This is a genomic window from Rhizobium sp. BK456, assembly GCF_014194045.1.
GTDB classification, from domain to species: domain Bacteria; phylum Pseudomonadota; class Alphaproteobacteria; order Rhizobiales; family Rhizobiaceae; genus Rhizobium; species Rhizobium redzepovicii.
In genome coordinates, this window is the sequence record NZ_JACIAO010000002.1 from 310,411 (window position 1) to 336,281 (window position 25,871).

The 25,871-nt window shown below is 61.5% G+C and carries 25 protein-coding genes and 1 pseudogene; 14 read left to right on the plus strand and 12 right to left on the minus strand.

Annotation, left to right across the window (positions count from 1 at the left end):
* Nucleotides 1-76: 76 nt before the first annotated feature.
* A complete protein-coding gene (gene xdhA / locus FHX03_RS07750; protein WP_183853175.1) occupies nucleotides 77-1,543 on the minus strand; it encodes a xanthine dehydrogenase small subunit in 1,467 nt (488 codons plus the stop codon).
* Nucleotides 1,544-1,571: 28 nt separating this feature from the next.
* Nucleotides 1,572-2,348, minus strand: coding sequence for a 3-hydroxybutyrate dehydrogenase (locus tag FHX03_RS07755; protein ID WP_097626569.1), 777 nt, complete (start codon nucleotides 2,346-2,348; stop codon nucleotides 1,572-1,574).
* A 157-nt stretch (nucleotides 2,349-2,505) separates the two neighbouring features.
* Here FHX03_RS07755 and glpK point away from each other — a divergent pair, with 157 nt between their 5' ends.
* From glpK to map, 7 genes are all read left to right on the plus strand, one after another.
* On the plus strand, nucleotides 2,506-3,999 hold the full coding sequence (glpK, locus tag FHX03_RS07760; RefSeq protein ID WP_183853178.1) for a glycerol kinase GlpK: 1,494 nt from the start codon (nucleotides 2,506-2,508) through the stop codon (nucleotides 3,997-3,999).
* Nucleotides 4,000-4,161: 162 nt separating this feature from the next.
* On the plus strand, nucleotides 4,162-4,536 hold the full coding sequence (locus FHX03_RS07765) for a YciI family protein (RefSeq protein ID WP_064840153.1): 375 nt from the start codon (nucleotides 4,162-4,164) through the stop codon (nucleotides 4,534-4,536).
* Nucleotides 4,533-5,792: an RNA polymerase sigma factor gene (locus tag FHX03_RS07770; RefSeq protein WP_183853180.1), complete on the plus strand. Its 1,260-nt coding sequence runs from the start codon at nucleotides 4,533-4,535 to the stop codon at nucleotides 5,790-5,792. The genes FHX03_RS07765 and FHX03_RS07770 overlap by 4 nt, the downstream gene beginning before the upstream one ends.
* 97 nt (nucleotides 5,793-5,889) lie before the next feature.
* On the plus strand, nucleotides 5,890-6,363 hold the full coding sequence (locus FHX03_RS07775) for an SRPBCC family protein (RefSeq protein ID WP_183853182.1): 474 nt from the start codon (nucleotides 5,890-5,892) through the stop codon (nucleotides 6,361-6,363).
* 137 nt (nucleotides 6,364-6,500) lie between these two features.
* Entirely contained in the window at nucleotides 6,501-6,791 is a 291-nt protein-coding gene (locus FHX03_RS07780) for a GIY-YIG nuclease family protein (RefSeq protein ID WP_183853439.1), read from the plus strand.
* 294 nt (nucleotides 6,792-7,085) lie between these two features.
* Entirely contained in the window at nucleotides 7,086-8,147 is a 1,062-nt protein-coding gene (locus FHX03_RS07785) for an LLM class flavin-dependent oxidoreductase (protein WP_183777576.1), read from the plus strand.
* A 44-nt stretch (nucleotides 8,148-8,191) separates the two neighbouring features.
* A complete protein-coding gene (map, locus tag FHX03_RS07790; RefSeq protein ID WP_012558559.1) occupies nucleotides 8,192-8,950 on the plus strand; it encodes a type I methionyl aminopeptidase in 759 nt (252 codons plus the stop codon).
* 472 nt (nucleotides 8,951-9,422) lie between these two features.
* On the opposite strand, the gene FHX03_RS07795 is transcribed toward map, so the two are convergent.
* Nucleotides 9,423-9,998, minus strand: a complete 576-nt coding sequence (locus tag FHX03_RS07795) for a PadR family transcriptional regulator (RefSeq protein WP_183853183.1) — start codon at nucleotides 9,996-9,998, stop codon at nucleotides 9,423-9,425.
* Between the two features lie 166 nt (nucleotides 9,999-10,164).
* Here FHX03_RS07795 and FHX03_RS07800 point away from each other — a divergent pair, with 166 nt between their 5' ends.
* The gene (locus FHX03_RS07800; protein ID WP_183853185.1) at nucleotides 10,165-11,349 is read left to right on the plus strand and encodes a YbfB/YjiJ family MFS transporter; all 1,185 of its coding nucleotides are present in this window, start codon (nucleotides 10,165-10,167) and stop codon (nucleotides 11,347-11,349) included.
* 125 nt (nucleotides 11,350-11,474) lie between these two features.
* Nucleotides 11,475-12,740 carry a peptide antibiotic transporter SbmA gene (gene sbmA / locus FHX03_RS07805; protein ID WP_183777578.1) on the plus strand — a complete coding sequence of 422 codons (1,266 nt, stop codon included), beginning with the start codon at nucleotides 11,475-11,477 and terminating at the stop codon, nucleotides 12,738-12,740.
* Nucleotides 12,741-12,961: 221 nt separating this feature from the next.
* Here the strand turns inward: sbmA and FHX03_RS07810 are convergent, their stop codons facing one another.
* Nucleotides 12,962-13,951 carry a polysaccharide deacetylase gene (locus FHX03_RS07810; RefSeq protein ID WP_183853187.1) on the minus strand — a complete coding sequence of 330 codons (990 nt, stop codon included), beginning with the start codon at nucleotides 13,949-13,951 and terminating at the stop codon, nucleotides 12,962-12,964.
* A 122-nt stretch (nucleotides 13,952-14,073) separates the two neighbouring features.
* Between FHX03_RS07810 and FHX03_RS07815 the strand changes: the two genes are divergently transcribed.
* The 4 genes and pseudogenes from FHX03_RS07815 to FHX03_RS07830 all read left to right on the plus strand — a co-directional run.
* Complete coding sequence (locus FHX03_RS07815; RefSeq protein WP_097626588.1) at nucleotides 14,074-14,658, plus strand: NnrU family protein; 585 nt, start codon at nucleotides 14,074-14,076, stop codon at nucleotides 14,656-14,658.
* A 102-nt stretch (nucleotides 14,659-14,760) separates the two neighbouring features.
* Nucleotides 14,761-15,444 carry a tetratricopeptide repeat protein gene (locus FHX03_RS07820; protein ID WP_097626590.1) on the plus strand — a complete coding sequence of 228 codons (684 nt, stop codon included), beginning with the start codon at nucleotides 14,761-14,763 and terminating at the stop codon, nucleotides 15,442-15,444.
* Nucleotides 15,445-15,460: 16 nt separating this feature from the next.
* Nucleotides 15,461-16,882, plus strand: a complete 1,422-nt coding sequence (der, locus tag FHX03_RS07825) for a ribosome biogenesis GTPase Der (protein WP_097626592.1) — start codon at nucleotides 15,461-15,463, stop codon at nucleotides 16,880-16,882.
* A gap of 290 nt (nucleotides 16,883-17,172) precedes the next feature.
* Nucleotides 17,173-17,304: pseudogene (locus FHX03_RS07830) on the plus strand (lipase); the annotation flags it as partial.
* Nucleotides 17,305-17,309: 5 nt separating this feature from the next.
* Here FHX03_RS07830 and FHX03_RS07835 read toward each other — a convergent pair.
* Nucleotides 17,310-18,491, minus strand: a complete 1,182-nt coding sequence (locus FHX03_RS07835) for a glycosyltransferase family 4 protein (protein WP_183853189.1) — start codon at nucleotides 18,489-18,491, stop codon at nucleotides 17,310-17,312.
* A gap of 239 nt (nucleotides 18,492-18,730) precedes the next feature.
* On the minus strand, nucleotides 18,731-19,771 hold the full coding sequence (locus FHX03_RS07840; RefSeq protein ID WP_088936412.1) for a glutamine synthetase beta-grasp domain-containing protein: 1,041 nt from the start codon (nucleotides 19,769-19,771) through the stop codon (nucleotides 18,731-18,733).
* A gap of 429 nt (nucleotides 19,772-20,200) precedes the next feature.
* Between FHX03_RS07840 and gstI the strand changes: the two genes are divergently transcribed.
* Entirely contained in the window at nucleotides 20,201-20,392 is a 192-nt protein-coding gene (gene gstI / locus FHX03_RS07845; RefSeq protein WP_097626596.1) for a glutamine synthetase translation inhibitor GstI, read from the plus strand.
* A gap of 84 nt (nucleotides 20,393-20,476) precedes the next feature.
* Here gstI and FHX03_RS07850 read toward each other — a convergent pair whose 3' ends face one another.
* From FHX03_RS07850 to FHX03_RS07875, 6 genes are all read right to left on the minus strand, one after another.
* Nucleotides 20,477-21,397, minus strand: coding sequence for a sugar kinase (locus tag FHX03_RS07850; RefSeq protein ID WP_097626598.1), 921 nt, complete (start codon nucleotides 21,395-21,397; stop codon nucleotides 20,477-20,479).
* Nucleotides 21,398-21,538: 141 nt separating this feature from the next.
* Nucleotides 21,539-21,880, minus strand: coding sequence for a hypothetical protein (locus FHX03_RS07855; RefSeq protein WP_097626600.1), 342 nt, complete (start codon nucleotides 21,878-21,880; stop codon nucleotides 21,539-21,541).
* Between the two features lie 111 nt (nucleotides 21,881-21,991).
* A complete protein-coding gene (locus tag FHX03_RS07860) occupies nucleotides 21,992-23,002 on the minus strand; it encodes an ABC transporter ATP-binding protein (protein WP_097626602.1) in 1,011 nt (336 codons plus the stop codon).
* A complete protein-coding gene (locus FHX03_RS07865; RefSeq protein WP_097626604.1) occupies nucleotides 22,995-24,002 on the minus strand; it encodes an ABC transporter ATP-binding protein in 1,008 nt (335 codons plus the stop codon). The genes FHX03_RS07860 and FHX03_RS07865 overlap by 8 nt, the downstream gene beginning before the upstream one ends.
* A 2-nt stretch (nucleotides 24,003-24,004) precedes the next feature.
* Nucleotides 24,005-24,922, minus strand: a complete 918-nt coding sequence (locus FHX03_RS07870) for an ABC transporter permease (RefSeq protein WP_097626606.1) — start codon at nucleotides 24,920-24,922, stop codon at nucleotides 24,005-24,007.
* Nucleotides 24,919-25,842, minus strand: coding sequence for an ABC transporter permease subunit (locus tag FHX03_RS07875; protein ID WP_071087984.1), 924 nt, complete (start codon nucleotides 25,840-25,842; stop codon nucleotides 24,919-24,921). The genes FHX03_RS07870 and FHX03_RS07875 overlap by 4 nt, the downstream gene beginning before the upstream one ends.
* Between the last annotated feature and the right edge of the window lie 29 nt (nucleotides 25,843-25,871).

Sequence of the window (25,871 nt, forward strand, 5' to 3'; positions counted from 1 at the left end):
CTCCCCGCAAGCGGAGAGGGGGTTAGGGTGAGGGGCAAAATGGTGGCGGCAGAAGGCCGATTGGTGAAACAAACCATCACGCCACCTCCTCGAACCGCTTCAGTTCCGCCGGCGCTCCAACGGTCTCCAGATAAAACCGCGTCAGCAGGTTCTTTGCCGTCAGCTGCCGGTATTCCGCCGTGGCGCGCCAGTCGGCCAGCGGCTGGTAGTCGGCGTCAAACGCGGGGCGGGCGGCTTCGATCGTCGCTTCCGTCCATGGTTTGCCCATCAGTTCGGCTTCGACCGTGCGGGCGCGTTTCGGCGTTGCGGCCATGCCGCCGAAGGCGATGCGGATGTCCGTGACCACTTCCGCTTCATCGAGCGTCAGCAGGAAGGCGCCGAGCACGGCGGTGATATCCTCGTCGCGGCGCTTGGTGATCTTGTAGGCGGCAAAGCGGCTGGTTGTCTTGGGATAGGGCACGAAGACGCTCTCGACGAATTCGCCGGGCTTCCGATCCTGCTTGCCGTAGGCAATGAAAAAATCTTCGAGCGGCATTTTGCGCTGGCCTTCCAGGGAGCGCAGCGTCAGCGTTGCGCCCAGCGCGATCAGCGGCGGAGGGCTGTCGCCGATCGGCGAGCCGTTGGCGATATTGCCGCCGATCGTGCCCATGTTGCGCACCTGCTCGCCGCCGATGCGATCGATCAACCGCCCAAGCGCCGGGATCTTTTTCGAGATTGCGGCGAAGGCGCCGCTATAGCTGACCCCGGCGCCGATGGTGACGCCGTGCTCGCTTTCGGTGACCGACTGCAGTTCGCTCAAGTGATTGATGAAGACGACGGGGCTCAGCCGCCGCATCTGCTTCGTCACCCAGAGACCGACATCGGTCGAACCGGCGACGACGATCGCGTCGGGCTCCTGCGAGAGGACTTCGGTCAGCGCTTGAAGCGAAACCGGAATGATTAGCCGGTCTTCGTCCTTGGCAATTCTGATCGTGCTGCTTGTCTGTATTGCCCAGAGCCGAGCGACGATTTCCGAACGTGTCCGCTCCAGCGGGTCGAAGAGCGCGCTCGGCCGCATCAGGCTCACCTGCTCGGCGGCCTTGACGATCGGCTCGTAGCCGGTGCAGCGACAGAGATTGCCTTGCAGCGCCTTTTCGATCTCGCGGCGGCCGGGATTTTCCTTCGTCAGCCATAGGCCATAGAGCGACATGACGAAGCCCGGGGTGCAGAAGCCGCACTGCGAGCCATGACAATCGACCAATGCCTGCTGCACCGGATGCAATGCGCCGTCCCGGCCGGCCAAGTGCTCGACCGTCACCACATGGGTCGCATGCAGCGAGCCGATGAAACGGATGCAGGCATTGACGGATTCATAGGTGAGCTTGCCGTCGGCGAGCCGGCCGACGAGCACGGTGCAGGCGCCGCAATCGCCTTCCGCGCATCCTTCCTTGGTGCCCGTCAGGCGTCGCTTCAACCGCAGGAAATCGAGCAACGTCTCGGTCGGGCCGACATCGGCGAGCGCGATGTCCTCGCCATTCAGGATGAAGCGGATGCTGTCGTTCATGATATTCCCGGTTGTTTTTTCCAAATGGTTAAGCCGCAGTCCAGCCACCGTCAATCGAGATATGCGTTCCCGTCACCTGCCGGGCGGCGTCGCTGGCAAGGTAAAGCGACAGCGCGCCGATCTCCTCGGCCTTGACGAATTCACGCGTTGGCTGCGCCTTGAGGATGACCTCGCTCTTCACCTGTTCCTCGGTCATGCCGCGGGCCTTGGCGGTATCGGGTATCTGCTTCTCGACCAGCGGCGTCAGCACATAGCCGGGGCAGATGGCGTTGACCGTCACGCCGAATTCGGCAAGCTCCAGGGCGGCCGTCTTCGTCAGACCTAATATACCATGTTTTGCTGCGACATAGGCGCATTTGAAGGGAGAGGCGACGAGCCCGTGCGCCGAGGCGATGTTGATGATGCGGCCGTGCTTCTTCGCCTTCATCAGCGGGATGGCGGCGCGCATCGTGTGAAAGGAGCTCGACAGATTGATGGCGATGATCTGATCCCATTTCTCGATCGGGAAGTCCTCGATCTTTTCGACATGCTGGATGCCGGCATTGTTGACCAGGACATCGACGGTGCCGAAGGTCTTTGCCGCCGTTTCGATCAGGTCGGCGATCTCGGCGGGCTTGGTCATATCGGCCGGATGGTAGATCGCCCGGGCCTTGGATACTGATTCAAGCCGTGCGACGATCGCCTTGATTTCATCGGCATTTCCGAAACCGTTGATGACGACGTTGTCGCCGGTTTCGGCAAAGGCGGTGGCGATCGCAAGGCCGATGCCGCTGGTGGAACCGGTGACGACGACTGATCTGCTCATATTTTTCTCCTGACAGGCCGATGCTGCGTTGCAACGTTAGTGGCGAGGTTATGCCCAAAGCCGGCAGGCTGGCAATTCCGCTTTATTCGCTTTTCTCACCCGCATCCGTGTCTTATTGATTTGTCACGATAATCGACATGCTAGAGGAGGGAATTGCATGAGTGGATATGTTCTGGCGATCGATCAGGGAACGACATCGACGCGGGCGATCGTCTTCGACGGCGAAATGCATGTCGCCGGCAAGGGCCAGAAGGAATTCACTCAGATCTATCCGCGATCCGGCTGGGTCGAGCACGATCCCGAGGAAATCTGGGACTCGGTCGTCTCCACCGTCAACATGGCGCTGCGCGACGCCGGGATCACAGCCAAGGATATTGCCGCGCTCGGCATCACCAACCAGCGCGAGACGGTGGTCGTCTGGGAACGCGAGACCGGCCGGCCGATCCAGAACGCCATCGTCTGGCAGGACCGGCGCACGTCAAGCTATTGCGACAATCTGAAACGGCAGGATCTGGAGCGGTTGTTCACCAAGAAGACCGGCCTGATCCTCGACCCGTATTTTTCCGGCACCAAGCTTTCCTGGATGCTCGCCAACGTCAAGGGCGCCCGGGCGCGCGCCGCCAGGGGCGATCTCTGCTTCGGTACGATCGATACCTTCCTGATCTGGCGGCTGACCGGCGGCAAGAGCTTCGTCACCGACGCCACCAACGCCTCGCGCACGCTGATGTACAATATCGCCGAAAACGCCTGGGATGAGGATCTGCTCGATATTTTGCGCGTGCCGGCCGCCATGCTGCCTGAGGTGAAGGATTGCGCCGCCGATTTCGGCACGGTCGATCCTGATATCTTCGGCGCCGCGATCCCGATTCTCGGGGTTGCCGGCGACCAGCAGGCGGCGACCATCGGTCAGGCCTGTTTTGCACCGGGCATGCTGAAATCGACCTACGGCACCGGCTGTTTCGCTTTGCTCAACACCGGAGCCGATATGGTCCGTTCGAAAAACCGGCTGCTGACCACCATCGCCTATCGCCTGAACGGCGAGACGACCTATGCGCTTGAGGGGTCGATCTTCATCGCTGGCGCGGCGGTGCAATGGCTGCGGGACGGGCTCGGGATCATCGGCAGCGCCGCCGAGACCAATGCGCTTGCCGAAAAGGCCGATCCGACGCAGGAGGTCTATCTCGTGCCCGCCTTCACCGGGCTTGGCGCACCGCATTGGGATGCCAAGGCGCGCGGCGCGATCTTCGGGCTGACACGCAACAGCGGCCCGGCGGAACTGTCCAGGGCGGCACTCGAAGCTGTCTGCTACCAGACCCGCGATCTGCTCGACGCCATGCAGAAGGACTGGAAGAACGGTGGCGACGACACGGTGCTGCGCGTCGATGGCGGCATGGTCGCCTCCGACTGGACGATGCAGCGCCTGGCCGATCTGCTCGACGCCCCGGTCGACCGCCCGGTGATCCTGGAGACGACGGCGCTGGGTGCTGCCTGGCTTGCTGGCAGCCGGGCAGGGGTCTGGCCGGACAGGGACGGTTTTTCAGCGACATGGAAGCGGGACCGGCGGTTCGAGCCCGACATGGATGAGAAGGTGCGGGCGGCAAAGCTCAAGGGCTGGAAGAGCGCGGTCAGGCGGACGCTGAGCGAGGGGTGAGGAACGCGATGTAGGCCTAGGGTGTCTCCACGCAGCATCCGGCTATTTCTTCCGCCGGAGCGTTGCCGTGCTCCGGAAGATCACGAATCCTATCCAGAATTTTTTGATGCGGCCTGTCGGCTAAGCGGCTACTCCTTCGTCATTCGGAAAGAGGAGTGAGCAATGCTTTATGCAATCCTTTGTTACGCCCATGAGGAAACCGTCTTCGCCTGGACGAAGGAGGAAGAGGCCGCCGTCATGGAGAAGCTCTATGCCGTGCAGGAGCCGCTTGCCGCATCCGGCAAGCTCGGCCCCGTCGGCCGGCTGATGCCGACGACGGCTGCGACCACCGTGCGCAAGGGCAAGGACGAGCCTTTGGTCATCGACGGGCCTTTTGCGGAAACGAAAGAGGCGCTTCTCGGCTTCTACGTGGTCGACTTCGAAACGCTCGACGAGGCGGTCGCCTTCTCGAAACAGCTTTCCTCCGTCAATCCGGGTTCCACCTCTTACGAAATTCGGCCGTTCTACGTCTTCAGGCCGGGAGATGCTTCATCATGACAGACATTGCCTGGATCGACCTTGCCCTTGCCTCGGCCCGCCCGAAGGCGCTCGGTGCGCTGCTGCGCTATTTCCGCAATCTTGATACCGCGGAAGAGGCTTTTCAGGAGGCATGCCTGAGGGCGATCCGGACATGGCCGGAAAAAGGGCCGCCACGCGATCCCACAGCCTGGCTGATCTTCGTCGGCCGAAACAGCGGGATCGACGCGGTGCGCAAGCGGTCAAAGCTCCAGGCCCTGCCGGACGAGGATACGATCTCCGATACCGAGGATGCCGAAAGCGATATTGCCGAGCGGCTGGACGATTCCCACTATCGCGACGATATCCTGCGGCTTCTCTTCATCTGCTGCCATCCCGATCTGCCGGCGACCCAGCAGATCGCGCTGGCGCTGCGCATCGTTTCCGGTCTTTCGGTGACGCAGATCGCCCGCGCCTTCCTGGTGTCGGAAAGCGCCATGGAGCAACGCATCACCCGCGCCAAGGCACGCGTCGCCAAGGCCGGCGTGCCGTTCGAAACGCCGAGCCCTGAGGAAAGGGCCGAGCGTCTTACGATCGTCAGCACGATGATCTATCTCGTCTTCAACGAGGGCTACAGCCAGGCCGATCCCAGGCATGAAGCGGCCGCCTTCAGCGACGAGGCGATCCGGCTGGCACGGTTGATGCTGCATCTCTTTCCGTCCGAACCGGAGCTGATGGGGCTGCTGGCGCTGATGCTTCTGCAGATCTCGCGCCGGCCGGCGCGCTTCAGCGCGGAAGATGAAATCGTGCTGCTCGAAGATCAGGACCGCTCGCTCTGGAACCAGCCTTTCATCAACGAGGCCCTGGCGCTGCTCGACAAAGCGCTGCGACACCGCCGGCCAGGCCCCTATCAGCTGCAAGCGGCGATCGCCGCCATCCATTCCCGGGCAAAACGCGCCGAAGACACCGACTGGATGGAAATCGATCTGCTCTACCGCGCGCTGGAACGTGTGCAGCCTTCTCCTGTGGTGACACTCAATCGCGCGGTCGTTGTTTCCAAACTGCACGGGCCGCAGCAGGCGCTCGATCTGATCGATCCGCTGGGCGAAAAGCTCGGCGGCTATTTCTACTATCACGGCCTGCGGGGCGGGCTGCTGAAGCAGCTTGGCTTGACCGGCCAGGCGCGCGAAGCCTTCGACCGCGCCATCGCGCTTGCCCATTCGGCGGCGGAGGCCGCCCATATCCGCCGGCAGATCGACAAGATGCAGGAAGAGGCGACGCAGCCGGTCGCGAAATAATCAAGAAAAAATCGGCGCTTTGTCGGAACGGCGAACTTCGGCACGTCCTTGTAACAACCTGACAGAAACAGGTTTATTCAAATGGAGAGATGTTGAAATGACCGCCATCACCCAACATGAACTCGTCCTCGTTCGCGAATTCGACGCCCCGCGCGAGAAAATCTACAAGGCGTGGACCGATCCCGATCTCATGAAGCAGTGGTTCGTTCCACGCCCCTGGGGTGTTGCGGAAGCAACGCTCGACGTTCGCCCCGGCGGTTCCAGCGTGATCGTCATGCAGGATCCCGAGGGCAATCGGTACCCGAACCGCGGCGTCTATCTCGAGATCATCGAGAACGAGAAGATCGTCTTCACCGATGCCTATACCAGCGCCTGGGTGCCTGCCGAAAAACCTTTCTTCACCGGCGTCATCCTGCTCGAAGACCTCGGCAATGGCCGCACGAAATATACCGCCAAGGCGTTGCACTGGCGCGCGGAGGACAAGGAAACGCACGAGAAGATGGGCTTCCATGAAGGATGGGGCAAGGCCGCAGATCAGCTGGCGGAATTGCTGGCGAAGGCGCCGTCCTGACGCTTCAGTGCGAGTTGAGGTGGCTCGAAAGATGATTCCGCCGGCGCCTTCAAGTCGTTGAATTGAGAGTCGAATTGGGGGCTGAGCGTGGCCGTGTCTCTGTCGACGTCGGATGTGTCCTGTGCCAATCTGCGGAGATAAAAGGATACGTCTACATCCTCGCATCTGGACGCAACGGCATGCTCTATACCGGCGTGACGCGGGACCTAGCCGGGCGGTTATACGAGCATCAGAATGAGCTGACGCCGGGCTTCACATCGAAATATGGCGTCAAGACGCTGGTGTGGCTTGAGGAGCATGATCTGCTGACGACAGCGATCACACGGGAGAAGACGATCAAGAAATGGCCGCGGCAGTGGAAGCTTAATCTGATCGAGCGGGATAATCCTGCGTGGGAGGATATTTCGTTTCATCTTCTCGGTCTGTGACGAGTCTCTCGTCGCGCGGACGCGCGACTGCTGGATTCCTGTGACGGGCACAGGAATGAGGGAGTTGCGCTTTGTATGATAGGCGATATGGGAGCACGGCGTGCACCCCTTGCTCCCTCATTCCTGTGCTCGTCACAGTCCAGCAGCGCCGTGTCTACGGCGCAAAGACTCTTACCACGCTGCAGAAAACATCACGCCACTATCGAAATTCTCGAACATTCCGTTCCAGAGTTTGTATTTGCGCTCGGTCTCGGCGATCCTTATCTCCGGGCGGAATTCAACAGGATGCCGACGATGGAACTGGGTCTTTATACGTTTGCGGATGTCAATCCCAATCCCTCCCGCAGCAAGGGTGCGGAAGGGGCTGAACGGCTGAAGCATCTGATCGAGGAGATCGAGCTTGCCGATCAAGTTGGGCTCGATGTCTTCGGGCTCGGCGAACATCATCGGCCGGATTATGCGGCGTCGGCGCCTGCCGTCGCGCTGGCGGCGGCGGCCGTCAAGACGAAAAACATCCGGCTGACCAGCGCCGTCACTGTGCTTTCCTCCGATGATCCGGTGCGCGTCTTCCAGCAGTTTTCGACGCTGGATTTGATTTCGAACGGCCGGGCCGAGATCATGGCGGGGCGCGGCTCCTTCATCGAGTCCTTCCCGCTGTTCGGCTACAATCTCGAGGATTACGACCAGCTTTTCGAAGAGAAGCTCGATCTGCTTTTGGCGCTGCGTGACGGCGAGACGGTCGACTGGAGCGGCGAGCTCCGCGCGTCGATCCGGGGGCGCGGCGTCTATCCCAGGCCGTTGCAGGATCCGCTGCCGCTGTGGATCGCCGTTGGCGGCACGCCGCAGTCGGTGGCGCGGGCGGGTGCGCTCGGTCTGCCGGTGGCGCTGGCGATCATCGGTGGCGAGCCGCGCCGTTTCGCGCCACTCTTCGATCTCTACCGGGAGGCCGCGCGCCGAGCCGGGCAGGATCAGGCCAAGCTGAAGACCAGCATCAATGTCCACGGGTTCATCGCCGATACGACGACGGCGGCAGCGGAGCAGTTTTACGGGCCGCAGGCCGAAGTTATGAACCGCATCGGCCGCGAGCGCGGCTGGGGGCCGACGAGCCGGGCACAGTTCGACATGTCGCGCGGACCGAACGGTGCGCTCTTCGTTGGGGATCCCGAGGTGGTCGCCGAAAAGATTATCGCCCATCACGCACTCTTCAAGAACGACCGCTTCCTGCTGCAGATGGCGATCGGCCTGATGCCGCATGCCGAGATCATGCGCGGCATCGAGCTCTACGGGACGAAAGTCGCGCCGATCGTCAGAAAGGCATTGACTGAAAGCGGCGAAGGGGCGAAAGCCACCGCCTAACCAAGGCGGCTGCGGTCGCCCCTGCGCAAAGCCGGAACAGACGAATGGTTATCGCAAACGACGACGAACTGACAAAGCTCAAGGAGATCGGCCGGATCTGCGCCAACGCCATCCAGGTGATGGCGGCGGCGATGGAGCCCGGCATGACGACGCTGGAGCTCGACCGGATCGGCCGTAAGGTGCTCGAGGATTCGGGCGCGCGCTCGGCGCCGGAGTTCTGCTACCAGTTTCCGGGTGCGACATGCATCAGCGTCAATGAGGAAATCGCCCACGGCATTCCCGGGCCGCGCGTCATCCGCGCCGGCGACCTCGTCAACATCGACGTCTCGGCTGAGAAGGACGGCTTCTTTGCCGATACCGGCGCTTCCTTCGCGATGCCGCCGGTTAAGCCGAAGATCGACAAGCTCTGCCGTGATGGCAAGCGTGCGCTCTGGGTCGGGCTCAATCAGGTGAAATCGGGCGAGCCGTTGGCAAAGATCGGCACCGCCGTCGGCGCCTTCGCGCAGAAGAACCGCTATACGCTGGTCGCCAATCTGGCGAGCCATGGTGTCGGCCGCTCGCTTCACGAGGAGCCGGCCGAACTCTCGACCTGGCCGGACCCTTCGGAAAAACGCGTCATGACGGATGGGCTCGTCTTTACCGTCGAGCCTTTCCTGTCGCTCGGCGCGACCTGGGCGGAAGGCGGCGACGATGCATGGACGCTTTATGCCGATCCGAAGGCGCCGACCGTTCAATATGAACATACGGTTGTGGCAACGCGCAACGGGCCGGTGATTCTGACTTTGCCGGACGGGCGGGCGTAGGGAAACGCGCAGAGGCGGAGCTCCCTTACGTGCGGCATCCTCCGACGCTCCTTACGCCGAGGTGCGCAGCCCGTGGGGCGGAGCCTCGAATGATCATACTGCAACTTCGCTTCTTGCATTCATCCGGCATCAGTGCGCCCGCCCCGTCCTTCGAGGCCCCTGCGGGGCACCTCGGGATGAGGCTCTCTTGAGTGTAGGCGGCGGCATCTCAGGGGGCTTGAGTGTCGGCACGGCATCCTGCAACGCCCGCTACTACAAGCGCGGCATCCACCAACGTTCCTCATGCTGAGGTGCGCAGCCCGTAGGGCGGAGCCTCGAAGTACGCCACAACGTCGCTTCTTGCATTCATCCGGCATCGGTGCACCCGTCCCGTCCTTCGAGGCTCCTGCGGGGCGCTTCAGGATGAGGCCCTCTTGGGCACCAGTGCGGTATCCTCGAGCGCCTCATCCTTGTACCTTGGCATCACCCGTCTTCACCCCCGCGTTTGCGGCCTGCCGCCCTGCAGGATTTCCGTCGCCGCACGTTCCAGTATGTCGGCAATGCGGGCGGCCTCGGGCTTTGACCAGGGATAACGCATGCGCAGTGCCGAGCGCAGCAGCATGCGAGCGGCGCGGATATCGCCGCCGTCCTGCATGAAATCGCCGTCGTCACCCTCGTCGGCGCCGTGGCGGTCGGTTTCGAAGACGCGCTTCACATAGGCCATCTTCTCACCGATGCGTTCCAGCTTGGCGAGTGTGTGCAGGATCATGTCGCGGTTTTCCTCGACGCGGCGGCGGCCGGCGTCGGTGATGCTGTAGAGTTTCTTGGTGCCCTCGTTCTCCACCTCGGCAAGACCGGTTTCCTCGAGATAGGTGAGCGCCGGGTAGATAACGCCGGGGCTCGGCACGTAGAAGCCGCCGGAGCGTTCCTCCAGCAACTTTATCAATTCATAGCCGTGGCGGGGTTGCTCAGCGAGCAGCGCCAGAATGACGAGCTGCAGATCGCCGGCCGCAAATTTGCGGCCCATGCGGAAAGCGTCGCCGAACATGCCGCCTTTAAAACCTCTCATGACTTTTCCTTTCATCGTTGGATGTATCGTTGGCTATGTCTTAAAACATATATCGTAAGATAATTGCTTTCAAGGGAGGCGAGGAATTTTTCATGTTTCCGGAAATTGATCGACCGATCAGAATTACTTGATTGTCGCGCAGGTGCTGCGGCGCGATAAGCGCTGCATGCTTGAGCGCATCCGTCATTCCCCGCCGAACCTTGTTTCCACTGCCGCTGCCGGCGCCGTTGCGATGGCGGCGGCCATGGGCTTCGGGCGTTTCTCCTACACGCCGATCCTGCCCGGCATGATGAGTGGCGTGCCGCTTTCGGCGGCGGATGCCGGTTTTATCGCTTCGGCGAATTTCGTCGGTTATCTCGTCGGCGCCGTGCTTGCCGCCTATGGCTGGGCGGCGGGGCGCGAACGGCTGGTGGCGCTCTCGGCACTGCTTGCGACCGCAATCCTGCTCGCCGCCATGGCCGCCACAAATTCCGTCGCAGTCTTTGCCGTCATCCGGTTCCTGGCCGGCCTCGCCAGCGCCTTTGCGATGGTCTTCACCTCATCGATCGTGCTCAGCCACGGGGCTTCCGCCGGCAACGACCATGTGCAGGCAGCGCATTTCGGCGGGCCGGGAGCGGGGATCGCGCTGTCCTCGATCATGGTGTTTCTCATCGGCCTCGGCTTTCACGGCCGCCCGGACAGCTGGCGCGCCGACTGGATCGGCGGCGCGCTCTACTGCGCGGCAAGCCTCGTCATAGTCTTCCTGCTCTTGCCGTCGGCGCCGGCGCAATCGGGGCGCGCGGGCAAAGAGCCGGCCCTCGTCTGGAGCCGGCCGATGGTGCTGATCACGCTGTCCTACGGCCTGTTCGGCTTCGGCTATGTGATCACCGCGACCTTCCTCGTCACCATCGCCCGTCTGTCCGCCACGGGTGCCTTTGTCGAATTTCTCTGCTGGTTCATCGCCGGCCTGACGTCGGCGGTGGCGCTGTTTGCCTGGAAGCCGCTGGTCAGGCCGCTCGGGCTCGGGGGCGTCTATGTCGCATCAGTTCTGGTTGAAGCGGCCGGCGTACTCGCAACCGTCATGCTGCCGCACTCTGCCGCACCGCTGATCGGCGGGGCGCTGTTCGGGGCGACCTTCCTGGCGATCACCGCTTACGGGCTGCAGATCGGCCGCAAGCTTTCCCCCGAAAGCCCGCGGCGGATCCTGGCGATGATGACGGCCGCCTTCGGTGTCGGCCAGATCGTCGGGCCTGTCGTTGCCGGCTGGATCGCCGAACGCTCGGGCAGTTTCACCGTTCCGACGGTGATTGCTGCGGCGGCACTCGTTGCCTGCGCGGGACTGGTGATGCCGGTGATCAAGAAAATCGCTTAACCCGTTACATCTGCGTAACAATCGGCTAAACCCATTGCTGCTTCCTTCGAACTGCCTTAGTTTCCGGCACAATCAGTGTTCGACGACACTCCCGAGACTCACAGTTCAGGAAAGCAAAGCTCCCCGTGTTTCATTCCTTTTTTCCCCAGCCGAAGGCGTTTTTTACTTCGCTCGTCATTTGGACCCTGATTTGCATCGCCGGCTGGTATCTGTTCGCCGCTCATCTCGGTGTATCGCTCGGTTATGGACCTGTTCCGGAAGACCAGCAGCCGATCGATCTTTCGTTCTTCCTGCTGCCCGAAAACCTCTGGTTCTATAGCTATTTCTTTCTTTCGGCGGTGATCTTCTGCGGCGCATGGCATCTGAAGGCGCTGCACCATCCCTGGAAGCTGTGGTCGATCTGGGGTTCGGCACTCATCATCTTCGTGACCTATTTCGGCGTCCAGATTACCGTCGTGATCAACAACTGGCGCCGGCCGTTCGGCGATCTTTTGCAGAACGCATTGTCGAAGCAGCCGGGCATTAGCGTCGATAATTTCTACGACCTGATGTGGGTCTTCTGTCAGATCGCATTTCTCAGCATGTTCGTGTCGATCATGACCGACTTCTTCACCAGCCACTACATCTTCCGCTGGCGCACGGCGATGAACAATTTCTACATGTCGAAGTGGGAAAAGCTGCGCCATATCGAGGGCGCCTCACAGCGCGTTCAGGAAGATACGATGCGTTTTGCAAGCACGCTCGAAGTGCTCGGCATCAGCCTCATCAACTCGGTGATGACGCTTGTCGTCTTCCTCCCGATCCTGCTGGCGCTCTCGCATTACGTGACCGCGCTGCCGGTCATCGGACCGGTGGCGAATTCGCTCTTCTGGCTAGCGCTCTTTTGGTCGGCTTTCGGCACCGTGCTGCTGGCGGTTGTCGGCATCAAGCTGCCGGGTCTGAACTTCCGCAATCAGCGCGTTGAAGCGGCCTATCGCAAGGAACTCGTCTACGGCGAAGACCATGCGGAAAGGGCCCAGCCACTGACGGTGCGCGAACTCTTCGACAATGTTCGTCGCAACTATTACCGGATGTATTTTCACTACATGTATTTTAACGTCGCCCGCAATTTCTACAGTCAGGCGGACGCGCTCTTCGTCATCTTCATGCTGGTGCCGACGATCGTGGCCGGCGCCATCACCTATGGCATCTTCCAGCAGATTTCGACCGCCTTCGGTCAGGTCAGCAACTCATTCCAGTATCTCGTCAACGCCTGGACGACGATTATCGAGCTACTTTCCATCCACAAACGCCTGAAGGCCTTCGAGGCGGCAATCGATGATGAGCCGTTGCCGGAGATCGATCAGCGCTATCTGGAGCGTGAAGCCGGCGCCGTACACGCGGATGGCTGATGGGTGAGATTGTCCGATGGGGAGGCAGGCGGCAACGGGAAATACCTCACCTGCCGTGTCGCCCCGTCATCCGCCCTACGGGCGCCTTCTCCCCGAGGGGAGAAGAGGGAGTCGAAATTCTGCGGCTTATCCCTTTTCCCTAGCGCGCCGAGCGCGGAGAAGGTGCCGGCAAGCGGATGACGGGGCCGCACGGCACCTCGTCTCAGTCTCGAAAAGTACTGTCACAGCCCCGACGTCTGCTGCAATCTCCCCCGCGCCTCGATCATCGGGATCGCTTCGGAATAGCTGACACAGGCGACGTCCTCTCGGTGGCAGACGTCGCCGACCAGCCGGTCGAGGGCGCGCCAGTAGGCGCCGCCGTTCATCTCGACGAAGTGGAAGCCAAGCTGGAGCGGGATGCGGTTGCCGTTGTACTGGCGGTCGAAGGCTTGGGAGAAGGCGGCATAGGCGCGGTCCTCGAATTCTTTCGAATCCGCGCTGTCTTCCTCGCCCTTGGAGTGGCGCACGAAGAGATTGTAGTCCATGCCGATGATCGGTTTTTCGCTTGGGCCTTCAGGGATCAGCGGCAGGCCGAAGCGGATAATGCCGTCCTCCTCGACAGGCATAGCCGGGCCTTTGGTGACGAGGCTCGCGTCATAGCTGAAGCCCGCCTTCTTTTCGGCGGCGATCATGTCGTCGCCCGCGGTCGCGGAGAGGTAGGGGGCGCGGAAACCCTTGATGCCATGATCGACCAGATCCCGCCAGCCGGCCGGCTCGTCCAGACCGACGCCTTTCCAGGCATTCTTCAGGGTTGTGTGGAAGGTGGCGTATTCGGCCGACCAGTCGGCCTCGCTCCATTCGCGGCCATCGAAATGGCCGCAGGCGTGGCTCGATATGTCGTGACCTTCGAGATGGGCATGCCAGATATTGCCGAGGCGTTCGCGGATTTCGTCGTCGCTCTGGGCGAAGCCGACATTGGACTTTCCGCGTCTCTGGTGCGGCGCCTGGTAGGCCTTCTTCGCCGCCTCGTTCATCAGGAAGGTGCAGGAGAGGAAATAGGTGAAATGGGCGCCGTTCTTTGCCGCCATCTCGCGGCTTTTCAGCCAGAGCGCATTGTCGTGGGCGCCGTCGAAAGAGATGATGACCAGCTGTTTCGGCCGGTCGGCCGCCTCTGCCGTGACAGGCAGAATGAAGGAGGCAGCCAGACAGGCGGAGAGGAGAGGACGAGACATGGGCACCGCGACAATTTGTTCGCGGTTTCCCTCCGATAGAATTGCGGCGAAGCTGCGGTCTCAACTGGTATTTTTTCCCGCTAGCCGCTAAGCCATGACAAACGGCACGGAAGGGATCCGCCATGGCATTGCTTATCGTCGGCATCATACTTTTCCTCGGGGTGCATCTTTTGCGGGTGGTCGCCCCCGGCTTCCGCGCCTCGATGATCGCAAGCCTTGGCGAGAAGGGCTGGCGAGCGGCTTATTCCGTCGCGAGTCTCGCCACGCTGATCCTGTTGATCTACGGATTCGGCCAGGCCCGGCAGGTGACCGGCGTGCTTTACAATCCGCCGGTCTGGATGGCGCATATCACCATTACCTTGATGCTGATCGCGATGATCTGTCTGGTCGCCTCGCTGCTGCCGGCGGGGCACATTGCGACCAAGACCAAACATCCGATGGTGCTGTCGGTGAAGATCTGGGCGCTGGCGCATCTGCTCGCCAATGGCGAGACGTCGTCGGTGCTGCTGTTTGCAGCCTTTCTCGCCTGGGGCGTCATCCTGCGCATTTCGCTGAAACGGCGGCAGCGGGCGGGCGAGATCGTGCTCCGGCCGTTCGTGTCAGCCAAATACGATCTCTATGCGATCGTCATCGGCATCGTCGTCTGGGCGCTGATCATCTGGAAGCTGCACGAATGGCTGATCGGCGTTTCGCCGCTTGTGATGTAACGAATCTTTCATATCCCCCTTACAACTGCGGCAAAATGGGGTAGAAGGCCCGGCAATATGCATCTTGCATAGTATTGGGTATTTCCGCGGCCGGAGACGAGAATGGCATTCAACGACGACAGCTTCATCCGTGAAGTCAATGAGGAATTGCGGTCCGACCAGATGAAGGGTGTCTGGCGCCGCTTTGGCCGCTATATCATCGTCGTCGCCATCCTGATCGTCGTCGGCACCGCCGGCAAGGTTCTCTATGAATATTGGGACGATACCCGCTCCTCCGGTGCCGGCGACCAGTTCCTGGCGGCGATGAAGCTTGCCGACGAGAACAAGAACGACGAAGCGCTGGCCGCGCTCGATAAGCTGGAAAAGGAAGGCCATGGCGCCTATCCGGTGCTGGCGCGCATGCGGGCGGCGACCGTTCAGGCGCAGAAGGGCGACGCTGCCACGGCGATCGCCGCCTTCAACGAGATCGGCAAGGATAATGGCGTTCCGGCCGCCGTGCGCGATGCCGCAAAAATGCGGGCCGGCTGGCTGCTGATCGAAAACGGCTCCTACGAACAGGTTTCGGCCGCGATCGAGGAAATGGCCGTGCCGGGCAACGCCTTCCGTCATTCGGCACGCGAAGCGCTCGGCCTTGCTTCTTATAAGGCCGGCAACATGGCGCAGGCGCGGCAATGGTTCCAGTCAATCGTCGACGATACCGACAGCCCGCGCAATGTTACCAATCGCGCTCATATGATGCTTGATCTCATTACCGCATCCGGCAAGGCGCCCGCCGCGCAGGGCTGAGTTTTAAGGAAAAAGAATGAGTTTCACGGTCGCGATCGTCGGTCGTCCGAATGTCGGCAAGTCGACGCTTTTCAACCGCCTGGTGGGAAAGAAGCTGGCGCTTGTCGACGACACGCCAGGCGTGACCCGCGACCGCCGGCCGGGCGATGCGCGGCTGATGGGCCTGACCTTTACCATTATCGACACGGCCGGTCTGGAAGAGGCCGACGAAGAAAGCCTGCAGGGCCGGATGCGCGCCCAGACGGAAGCGGCAATCGACGAGGCCGATCTTTCGCTTTTCGTCGTCGATGCCAAGAACGGACTGACGCCCGTCGACACCGCGCTTGCCGAAATGCTGCGCCGGCGCGGCAAGCCGGTGGTGCTGGTCGCCAATAAATCCGAAGCGCGCGGCTCCGACAGCGGCTTCTATGACGCTTATACGCTCGGGCTCGGCGAGCCGACACCGATTTCGGCCGAACACGGCGAGGGCATGCTCGATCTGCGGGACGCGATCGTCGAGGCGATCGGCAAGGATCGCGCCTATGCCAAGGAGGATGTCGCCGTCACCAACGTCGATATTTCCGAGGCCGCGGGTGAAGGCGACGACGAGGACGAAGAGCCCGTCTATGACGACACCAAGCCGCTCCGGGTGGCGATCGTCGGCCGGCCGAATGCCGGAAAGTCGACGCTGATCAACCGTTTCCTCGGCGAGGACCGGCTTTTGACCGGGCCGGAGGCAGGCATCACCCGCGATTCCATTTCAGTCGAATGGGATTGGCGCGGCCGCACCATCAAAATGTTCGATACCGCAGGCATGCGCCGCAAGGCGCGGGTGACCGAGAAGCTGGAGAAGCTTTCCGTCGCCGACGCGCTGCGCGCCATCCGTTTTGCCGAAACCGTCGTCATCGTCTTCGACGCGACGATCCCTTTCGAGAAGCAGGATCTGCAGATCGTCGATCTCGTGCTGCGCGAAGGCCGCGCGGCCGTGCTCGCCTTCAACAAGTGGGACATGATCGAAGACCGGCAGGCAGTGCTTGCGGATCTCCGCGAAAAGACCGACCGGCTGCTGCCGCAGGCGCGCGGCATCCGCGCCGTGCCGATCTCCGGCCAAACCGGCTGGGGGCTCGACAAGCTGATGCAGTCGATCATCGACACGGACAGGGTCTGGAACAAGCGCATTTCGACGGCGAAGCTTAATCGCTGGCTGGAAACGCAGCAGATCCAGCATCCGCCACCGGCCGTGTCCGGCCGCCGGATCAAGCTGAAATACATGACGCAGGTCAAGGCCCGCCCGCCGGCCTTCATGATCTCCTGCACCCGTTCGGACGCACTGCCGGAATCCTATACGCGCTATCTGATCAACGGCTTGCGCGCCGATTTCGACATGCCGAGCGTGCCGATCCGTATTCATTTCCGTTCAGCTGAGAATCCGTTCGAAGGCAAGAAGAGACGGACATAGGGTTATTTTGGGGGCGTTGCCGGGGCCAGGGGCACCCCCCTCTGCCCTGCCGGGCATCTCCCCCACAAGGGTGGAGATCGCCGGCGGATAGTATCTCCCCGAACAATCGATGTTGGAGCAAGCGGGTACCCCAGCCGATCTCCCCACTTGTGAGGAAATGCCCGTCAAGGCAGAGGGGGCGCCTCATGCGCACCCTATGTCGGTCGTCCTGAACCTAAGCCGCGCTCTTATCCTGCGCTTCGCGCAGCGCCACGATATCGGCCTGTAGCGGGGTGAGATCCGCCGCGTCGTGGTCGCTCGCCGGCGTTCGCGTCACGTCGATGCGCTACAACGGCACGATCCACGATTTTGTGCCTTTGAACGCCATCGCCGAAATATCTGCTGCGCGCAGCGCGATTGCCGTCGGGAACGGCACGAGCAGGGGAGATCAGTCTGCGGAGGGGAGAGGCCCGGCGGTTTCGCCAGGCTTTCTGGTTCTAGGCAGCGATTTGGCAAACTGCCAGGCCTTTTTCCATTTCGGCGTAATGACGCCGTTGGCGGCGCGGATATTGTTGATGAACTGCAGCGTCGCCGCTTCCCAGGAATATTGCATGGCAAGCTCGCGCGCCTTGATGCGCGAGGCGGAGAGGGCGGCAAGGCAGGCGGCTTGCAGGTTCTGGTCGAGCGCGCCGACCTCGCTGTCTTCGCCGATGATATCGAGCGGGCCGGTGACCGGATAGGCGGCGACCGGGACACCCGATGCCAGCGCTTCAAGGATCGTGTTGCCGAACGTGTCGGTGAGCGAGGGAAAGACGAAGACATCGGCCTGGGCATAGGCTTTGGCCAGATCCTCGCCGAACTTCACACCGGTAAAGTGCACATCGGGATAGCGCTGCTCCAGTTCGGCTCGTGCCGGGCCGTCGCCGACCACTACCTTCGAACCGGGCAGGTCGAGATCGAGAAAGGCCGGTAGGTTCTTCTCCAGCGCCACGCGCCCGACTGTCATGAAGATCGGGCGCGGAAGGCCGAATGGCTGTTCCTCAAGCGGCATGGGATGGAATTGCGTGGCGTCGATACCCCGGGTCCAGGGCATCAGGTTCTTGATGCCGCGTGACGAAAGCTCGCGAGCAAGACTCGGGGTGGCGACCATGCAGCCGGCGCCGCCATTATGGAACCAGCGCACGAAGGCATAAAGCCAGCTTTGCGGAATCGGCAGGCGGGCGGAAACATATTCGGGAAAGCGCGTGTGGTAGCTGGTGGAGAAGGGCATGCCCTTGCGCAGGCACCAGCGGCGGGCAGTCAGCCCCAGCGGCCCTTCCGTGGCGATATGCACGTAGGAGGGATTGTGTTTTTCGATCTCACGGGCGATGCGGCGGTAATTGGCGATCGACAGGCGGATCTCGGGATAAGTCGGGCACGGGATGCTGTTGAAGCGCTCCGGCGTCACCATGGAAACAGCCACGCCCATCTTGGCCAGCTCGCGATTGGTGTTCTCGATCGAGCGCACAACGCCGTTGACTTGCGGATGCCAGGCATCGGTGATGATCACCAACCGTTCGGGCAGGTTGCCGGCGGCTGTGGCATTGGCCCAGCTCTCGCTGTGATGAGTGTTTGCCGGACGTTGCAGCATGTCACGATTTCCATCCGCGTTGCATCGATATGCCAACGCTCAACCCCAAAGCGGGGTTCCGGAACGGCGATTCCCGCTTGCCTATTTTGAGGCATGACCATGATGGAAATATTACAGCCGCATGCCCGCGCTTGCAGGCCTTTCAGCGGCTCGATCCTCGCGAATATGTCAGCGGCCGATCGCGGTTTTCATGCGGAAAGAAGGACGGCGCCGGTCGTGGACCGGCGCCGTTTGGGAGGTTAAGCGGCAGCGGAAGCCGAGCTTGCAGTCGGAACTTCCGAAATCGTCTTCAGAACCTGGGAAGCGATCTGGTAGGGGCAGCCCTGCGAGTTCGGGCGGCGATCTTCCAGATAGCCCTTGTAGTCGTTCTTGACGAAGGAATGCGGGACGCGGATCGAGGCGCCACGGTCGGCAACGCCGTAGGAGAACTTGTTCCACGGAGCCGTTTCGTGCTTGCCGGTCAGGCGCTTGTCGTTGTCAGGACCGTAAACGTCGATGTGGTCCATCAGGTTCTTTTCGAACTGCGCCATCAGTGCTTCGAAATAGGCCTTGCCGCCGACTTCGCGCATGTACTTGGTCGAGAAGTTGCAATGCATGCCCGAACCGTTCCAGTCGGTGTCGCCGAGCGGCTTGCAGTGATACTCGATGTCGATGCCGTATTTTTCGGTCAGGCGCTGCAGCAGGTAGCGTGCCATCCAGATCTGGTCGGCGGCCTTCTTGGAGCCCTTGCCGAAAATCTGGAATTCCCACTGGCCCTTGGCCACTTCGGCATTGATGCCTTCGTGGTTGATGCCGGCAGCCAGGCAGAGGTCGAGATGTTCTTCGACGATTTCGCGGGCGACGTCGCCGACGTTCGAATAGCCGACGCCGGTGTAGTAGGGGCCCTGCGGAGCCGGGTAGCCCTGCTCGGGGAAGCCGAGCGGACGGCCGTTCTGGTAGAAGAAGTATTCCTGTTCGAAGCCGAACCATGCATCTTCATCGTCGAGAATGGTCGCGCGAGCGTTGCTCGGGTGCGGCGTGACGCCATCAGGCATCATGACTTCGCACATGACGAGCGCGCCGTTGGTGCGAGCCGGGTCGGGATAGATGGCGACCGGCTTCAGCACGCAATCGGAGCTGCGGCCTTCGGCCTGCATGGTCGACGAACCGTCGAAGCCCCAGAGCGGAAGCTGTTCCAGCGTCGGGAATACGTCGAATTCCTTGATCTGCGTCTTGCCACGCAGGTTCGGTACCGGAGTGTACCCATCGAGCCAAATATACTCGAGCTTATATTTTGTCATCGTGACTCTCTCAATGCTACGAAGGTGAGCAAATCCGGAGACGATCTCGGCGCGCAAGCGCACCCAACCGCCAGGGGATGCACCTTCAAAAGCACGTAGCGTGCCAGTTCGGCCGCCGGGACAAGAAAAATCGCAGGTCAGCCGGTCGGGATGAATTTTGCTTTTGCAAAAACCACCCCGTTTTGACGGCTGAAGGCCGTATCATCAGCAGGAAACTGAGTTTTCCGCTTGGAACCGGATGAAAATTTCGGCGTTAGCCTGGCGTGATGAAGTGTTGAACAAATAGGCGGGCGCTTTCGCTGGAGACAGCATATCGATCAATCATAATATGGATATGCATATAATTTGTGCAATTTGCATAAACTATGTGCATCGTGTTATGGTCCTGGCGTTAAATGTCGATGCGCCGAACTGAATGGAGGCGATCTCATGCCCACCGGTTTCCATCGTGAATCCGCAACGATCTATCAGTTTCCTGTCAAGCCGCCGCGGGCCGCCAGCCGGTTCGAACGCGCCAAGCTGATGGAGCGCGAGGCCGCCGATATTTGCGACGCGGCGCTTGACAGTTGCTGGTACCATGACGAGGCGGTTCGCGAGACCGATCGGCCGACGAAGTCCTGAGGTCCTACCCATTTTAACGGGTCAGCCGAGGAGGCGGGGGAGCGCCTCGTACATGGCATTCGTACCGAATTTCTATGCGCGGGCTTAGCCGCCATCCAATCCGAGTTTTTCCTTTGCCACCAATGCGCCGTGTTCGCTGACGACACGGGCTGCGACGCCTGCGGCGAAGCGGGCGGCGGCGGTCGCATCCGCTGTTTCCAGATAGTGCGCAAGGAAGGCGCCGTTGAAGCTGTCGCCGGCACTGGTGGTATCGACCACTTGCTCGACCTTCTCGGCCGGAACGAAGCTCTCCTCGCCGGCGAAATTCAGCCTGACCCCGTCCGCGCCATTCTTGACGACGATATGGACAGCGCCCAGCGCGCGATAGCGGTGGACCGTCGCTTCAATGGAATCGTCACCGAAATGGGCGGCTTCGTCGTCGAAGCTCGGCATGATGAGGACGGAGGAGCGTGCGCCCTCGCTGATCGTCGCGTGCATGATGTCATAGCTCGACCACAGGCGGGGCCGGATGTTCGGGTCGAACACCACAAGCTTGCCGGCGGCCTTGGCGCGGCGGATTTCGGCGAGCAGCGTTGCCGCGTCCTCCTGCGGCAGGATGGCAAGGGTGATGCCGGAGAAATAGACGAGGTCAGCGCTCTCCACCGCCTCGCGCAGGCTGTCGGGATCGGCGGCCAGGCTGCGGGCGGCCGAACTGTCGCGCCAGTAGCTGAAGGAGCGTTCGCCGTTCTTCAGATTGATCATGTAAAGGCCGGGCGTTTTACCCCTGATGCGGCGGATGAGGCTTGTGCCGATGCCCGCCTTGTCGATGAAGGCCACCATTTCATCCGACATGGCGTCGTCGCCAAGCGCCGTAAAATAATCGACCGACCAGTCGGGGCCAAGGCAGGCGCGGGCATACCAGGCGGTGTTGAAAGTATCGCCGGCGAAACCTTTGCGCAGCAGGCCGTCGCCTGCCTGCGAGAGTTCCACCATGCATTCACCGATCGATAGAAACCGTCTGCTCACCTTGTCCTCCCGGCACTGCTCTTTATCGCTGATACGCGGAGCCAGGCGGAGTGACAAGCGTTGATATATGGATGCCGATATCGCAGGAGGTAAAAGCCCGCCTTCGCGAACATGGCGAAGGCGGGCGGCGGCGGGGGCTGCTTATTCGTGGATGGTGTAGCTGCCCATCTGGCAAAGATCCTGCGTATCTTCGGTGGTCGCGAGGTTTGAGCCTTCCTCGAACTCGAAGCGCATATCGTATTTGCAGACGGTGCGGCCATCGGCGATGGTGATATCGATGCTTTCGCCCGGATCGAGAACGTCTTCGCCGAAGACGTCTTCCTCCCAGTCGGCGACGCCGGTCGGCGAGCTGTAGAAGCGCGTCAGGACGGAGTCGGTGCCGTTAGTGAGCTTGAACTTCAGATCTTCGGCCTGTGCCGAAATGGCGGAGGCAGCGATGATCGCAGATGCAACTGCGATCAATCCCGATAGTCTCGATTTCATATATGCGTTCCCCTAACCCATGATTGGGCGGGAAACAGTTAGCACGTGCTCAGATAAATCTTTCTTATCGGGGACTTTAGAACCCAAAATAAGTCCGCTTTTCCAAGCGCTTCATCCTGAGATTGCGTCGCCGCTCATTGGCCTGTCCATATGATAGCAGGCTGCCTTCTGGCCGGGACGGACCTCCTCGGTCGGCGGCATTTCGGTGCGACAGATATCGGTCGCCTTCCAGCAGCGCGGCGAGAAGACACAGCCTTTCGGTGGGTTGAGCGGCGAGGGCGGATCGCCCTGCAGGCGGATGCGGGTGCGCAGGCGCGCAAGCTTCGGATCCGGGATCGGTGCTGCGGAAAAGAGCGCCTGCGTATAGGGATGGGCGGGATGGTCGAAGACGGTGGCGCAGTCGCCTGCCTCTACCACTCGGCCGAGATAGAGCACCAGCACATCGTCGGAGATCAGGCGGACGACGGAAAGGTCGTGGCTGATGAAGATCAGCGTCAGGCCGAACTCCTTGCGCAGTTTACGCAGAAGCGTAATCACCTGGCCCTGGATCGAGACGTCGAGGGCCGAAACCGGCTCGTCGCAGATGATCAGCTTCGGTTTGGTGACGACGGCGCGGGCAATGCCGATGCGTTGCGCCTGGCCGCCGGAGAATTCGTGGGGATAGCGGTTGATCATCTCCGGCACCAGCCCGACGGCGGTCATGATCTCGCGGACACGTTCGGTGCGCTCGGCCTTGGAAAGCTTCGGCTCGAAAACGGTGAGCGGTTCGGCGATGATGTCTCCAACGGTCATGCGCGGGTCGAGCGAGGCGATCGGATCCTGGAATATGATCTGCATGTCGCGGCGGGCGGCGCGCATTTCCTCCTCCGAGAGGTCGAGAAGATTGCGGCCCTGCCATAGGATGCGGCCCTTTTGCGATTTCAACAGCCGTAGGATGGAGCGGCCGAGCGTCGACTTGCCGCAGCCGGATTCACCGACGACGCCGAGGGTGCGGCCTTCGGCGAGATCGAAGCTGACATTGTTGACGGCGGTGAGGAAAATCGGCGGCTTGAACAAGCCCTTTGCCGGCAATTCGAACTGGGTCGTCAGGTTCTCGACCCTTAGCAGCGATCGGTCAGCCATGGTTCAGCAACTCCTCACGACGCGGGAACGGGTGGTAGCAGGCGGCGCAGTGGCGCGGTGCCAGGGTTTCGAGCGGCGGCGGACGGTCGATGCAATCGTCCTGGACCTGCGAACAGCGCGGCGAGAAATTGCAGCCTTTCGGCAGGTGCTGCAGGTTCGGCGGGCGCCCGGGGATGACGACGAGCTCGTCGACATCCTGATCCGGGCGTGGGATCGAGGCGTGCAGCGCCGCCGTATAGGGATGGGCGGGATTGTCGAAGAGCTCGTCGACGGGCGCCTCCTCGACGATGCGGCCGGCATACATGACGGCGACGCGGTCGGCGAGGCCGGCGACGACGCCGAGATCGTGGGTGATCATGATCAGGGCCGTGTTCATCTCCGCCGTCAGGTCGTTGAAGAGATCGAGGATCTGCGCCTGGATGGTGACGTCGAGCGCCGTCGTCGGCTCGTCGGCGATGAGCAGCTTCGGTTTGGTGAGCAGCGCCATGGCAATGACGATGCGCTGGCGCATGCCGCCTGAGAGTTCATGCGGATAGAGGTGAAAGCGCCGCGTCGGGTCGGGGATGCCGACGCGTTTCAGCATGTCGAGGGCAGCGTCCGATGCGGCGCGAGCCGTCAGGCCGCGGTGAACCTCAAGCTGTTCGGTCAGCTGCCGTGAAATCTTGAGCGAGGGATTCAAGGCGGTCATCGGGTCTTGGAAGACCATCGCCATGTCCTTGCCGCGGATCTGGTCGAGCTCGCGCGGTTTCAACGACAGTACATCCCTGCCTTCGAGCAGCGCCTGTCCAGTCGTTCTCCCGTTCTTGGCGAGAAGGCCCATGATGCCCAGGAAGGTCTGGCTCTTACCCGAACCGGATTCGCCGACAATGGCAACGCGTTCGCCGGGCCGGACGGTGAGGTTCATGTTCGAGACCGCCTTCACCTCTCCATCCGGCGTTTTGAAGGTGATCGAATAATTCTTGAGTTCGAGGAGGATGTCTTTTTGTGTTTCGTAGGGCATTCTTAGCGATCCTTCGGGTCGAACGCGTCGCGCAGGCCGTCGCCGATGAAGAGCAGACTGAGCAGCAGGGCCACGAGGAAGCTTGCCGGAAAGATCAGCAGCCAGGGCATGCTTTCCATGGCGTCGGTGCCCTCGGCGATCAGGGTGCCGAGCGAGGTCAGCGGTTCCTGCACGCCGAAGCCGAGATAGGACAGGAAGCTTTCGGTGGCGATGATTTCAGGCACGGTCAGCGCCGCGAAAATGACTACCGGTCCGACGAGGTTCGGAATGATGTGCTTGACGATGATCTTGAATGGCCGCTGGCCGGAGGCACGGGCCGCCTCGATGAATTCTCGATGCTTGATCGACAGTGTCTGGCCGCGCACGATGCGGGCCATGGTCAGCCACTCCAGCGCGCCGATGGCGGCAAAGAGCAGATAGACGTTGCGGCCGAAGATCACCATCAGCAGGATGACGAAGAGGATATAGGGAAGCGCATACATGATATCGACGAAGCGCATCATGATCGCGTCGAGTCTGCCGCCGATATAGCCGGATATGGCGCCGTAGAGCACGCCGATGACGACCGAGACGACGGTTGCCGTCAGCGCTACGGCCAGCGAAACGCGAGTGCCGTAGAGCACGCGGGCAAGCAGGTCGCGCCCGTTCGGGTCGGTGCCGAAATAATGGCCGGTCTCGATCGACGGCGGGATGCGGAAGGCGGCCCAGTCCGGATCCTCGTAATTGAAGGGAATGAACCAGGGGCCGAGGAAGGCGGCGAGGACCAACAGCGCCAGGACGGCGATTGACAGAACGGCCGCCTTGTTACGCCCGAGGCGGCGGAGCGCATCCCTGGTGAGCGAGCGGCCTTCAGGTGCGAGGCCTTCCGCCTCCAGAAGCTCCTCAGCAAGCAATTCGCGTTTTGCGGGGTTGAGGATCATCGGTTTCTCACTTTCGGGTCCAGCCAGGCATAGGCGATGTCGACTAGAAGGTTCAGAAACACGATCAACACCATGTAGAAGATGACCGTACCGAGAACCATGCCGTAGTCGCGGTTCAGCGCTGCGTTGACGAAATAGCGGCCGATGCCGGGCAATCCGAAGATGCTCTCGACAACCAGCGAGCCGGTGAGAAGGTAGCTTGCCGCCGGACCGAGATAGGAAACGACAGGCATGAGCGCGGGCTTCAGCGCATGGCGCATCACCGTCAGCCGCGGGCCGATGCCCTTGGCCTTGGCCGTGCGGATGAAGTTCTGGTTCATCACTTCGATCATCGAACCGCGGGTGATGCGCGAGATGCGGCCTGCATGCGGCAGGGCCAGAACGACAATCGGCAGGATCAAGTATTTGATTGAGCCGTCACCCCAACCGCCGACCGGAAACCAGGCGAGGTGGATGCCGAAGATCAATTGCAGGATGGGCGCGATCAGGAAGTTCGGCAGCACGACACCGACCAGGATAAGGGCGCCGAGAATATAGTCCGGCGTCTTATTCTGGTAGAGCGCCCCAAGGCAGCCGACGGCGATGCCGACGATGATGGCGATCAGGAAGGCGGCGGTACCGATGGTGAAGGTATAGGGCAGACCGATCATGATCTGCTGGGCCACGGAAAAATCCTCGCTGGCGAAGGAGGGGCCGAGATCGCCCCGCAGCAGGTCACCGACATAGATCAGGTACTGCTGAATCAGCGGCTTATCGAGATTGTAATGAACCGCGAGATTTTTCAGGATCACCGGCGGCAATGGCCTTTCGCCATCGAAGGGGCCGCCGGGGGCAAGGCGCAAAACGAAAAAACAGGCTGTGACGGCGATCCACAGAACCGGGATCGTCGATAGCAGGCGACGGAGGGCGTATTTGATCATGGTCGTGGGCCGGTCCTTGCCGCAGAGCG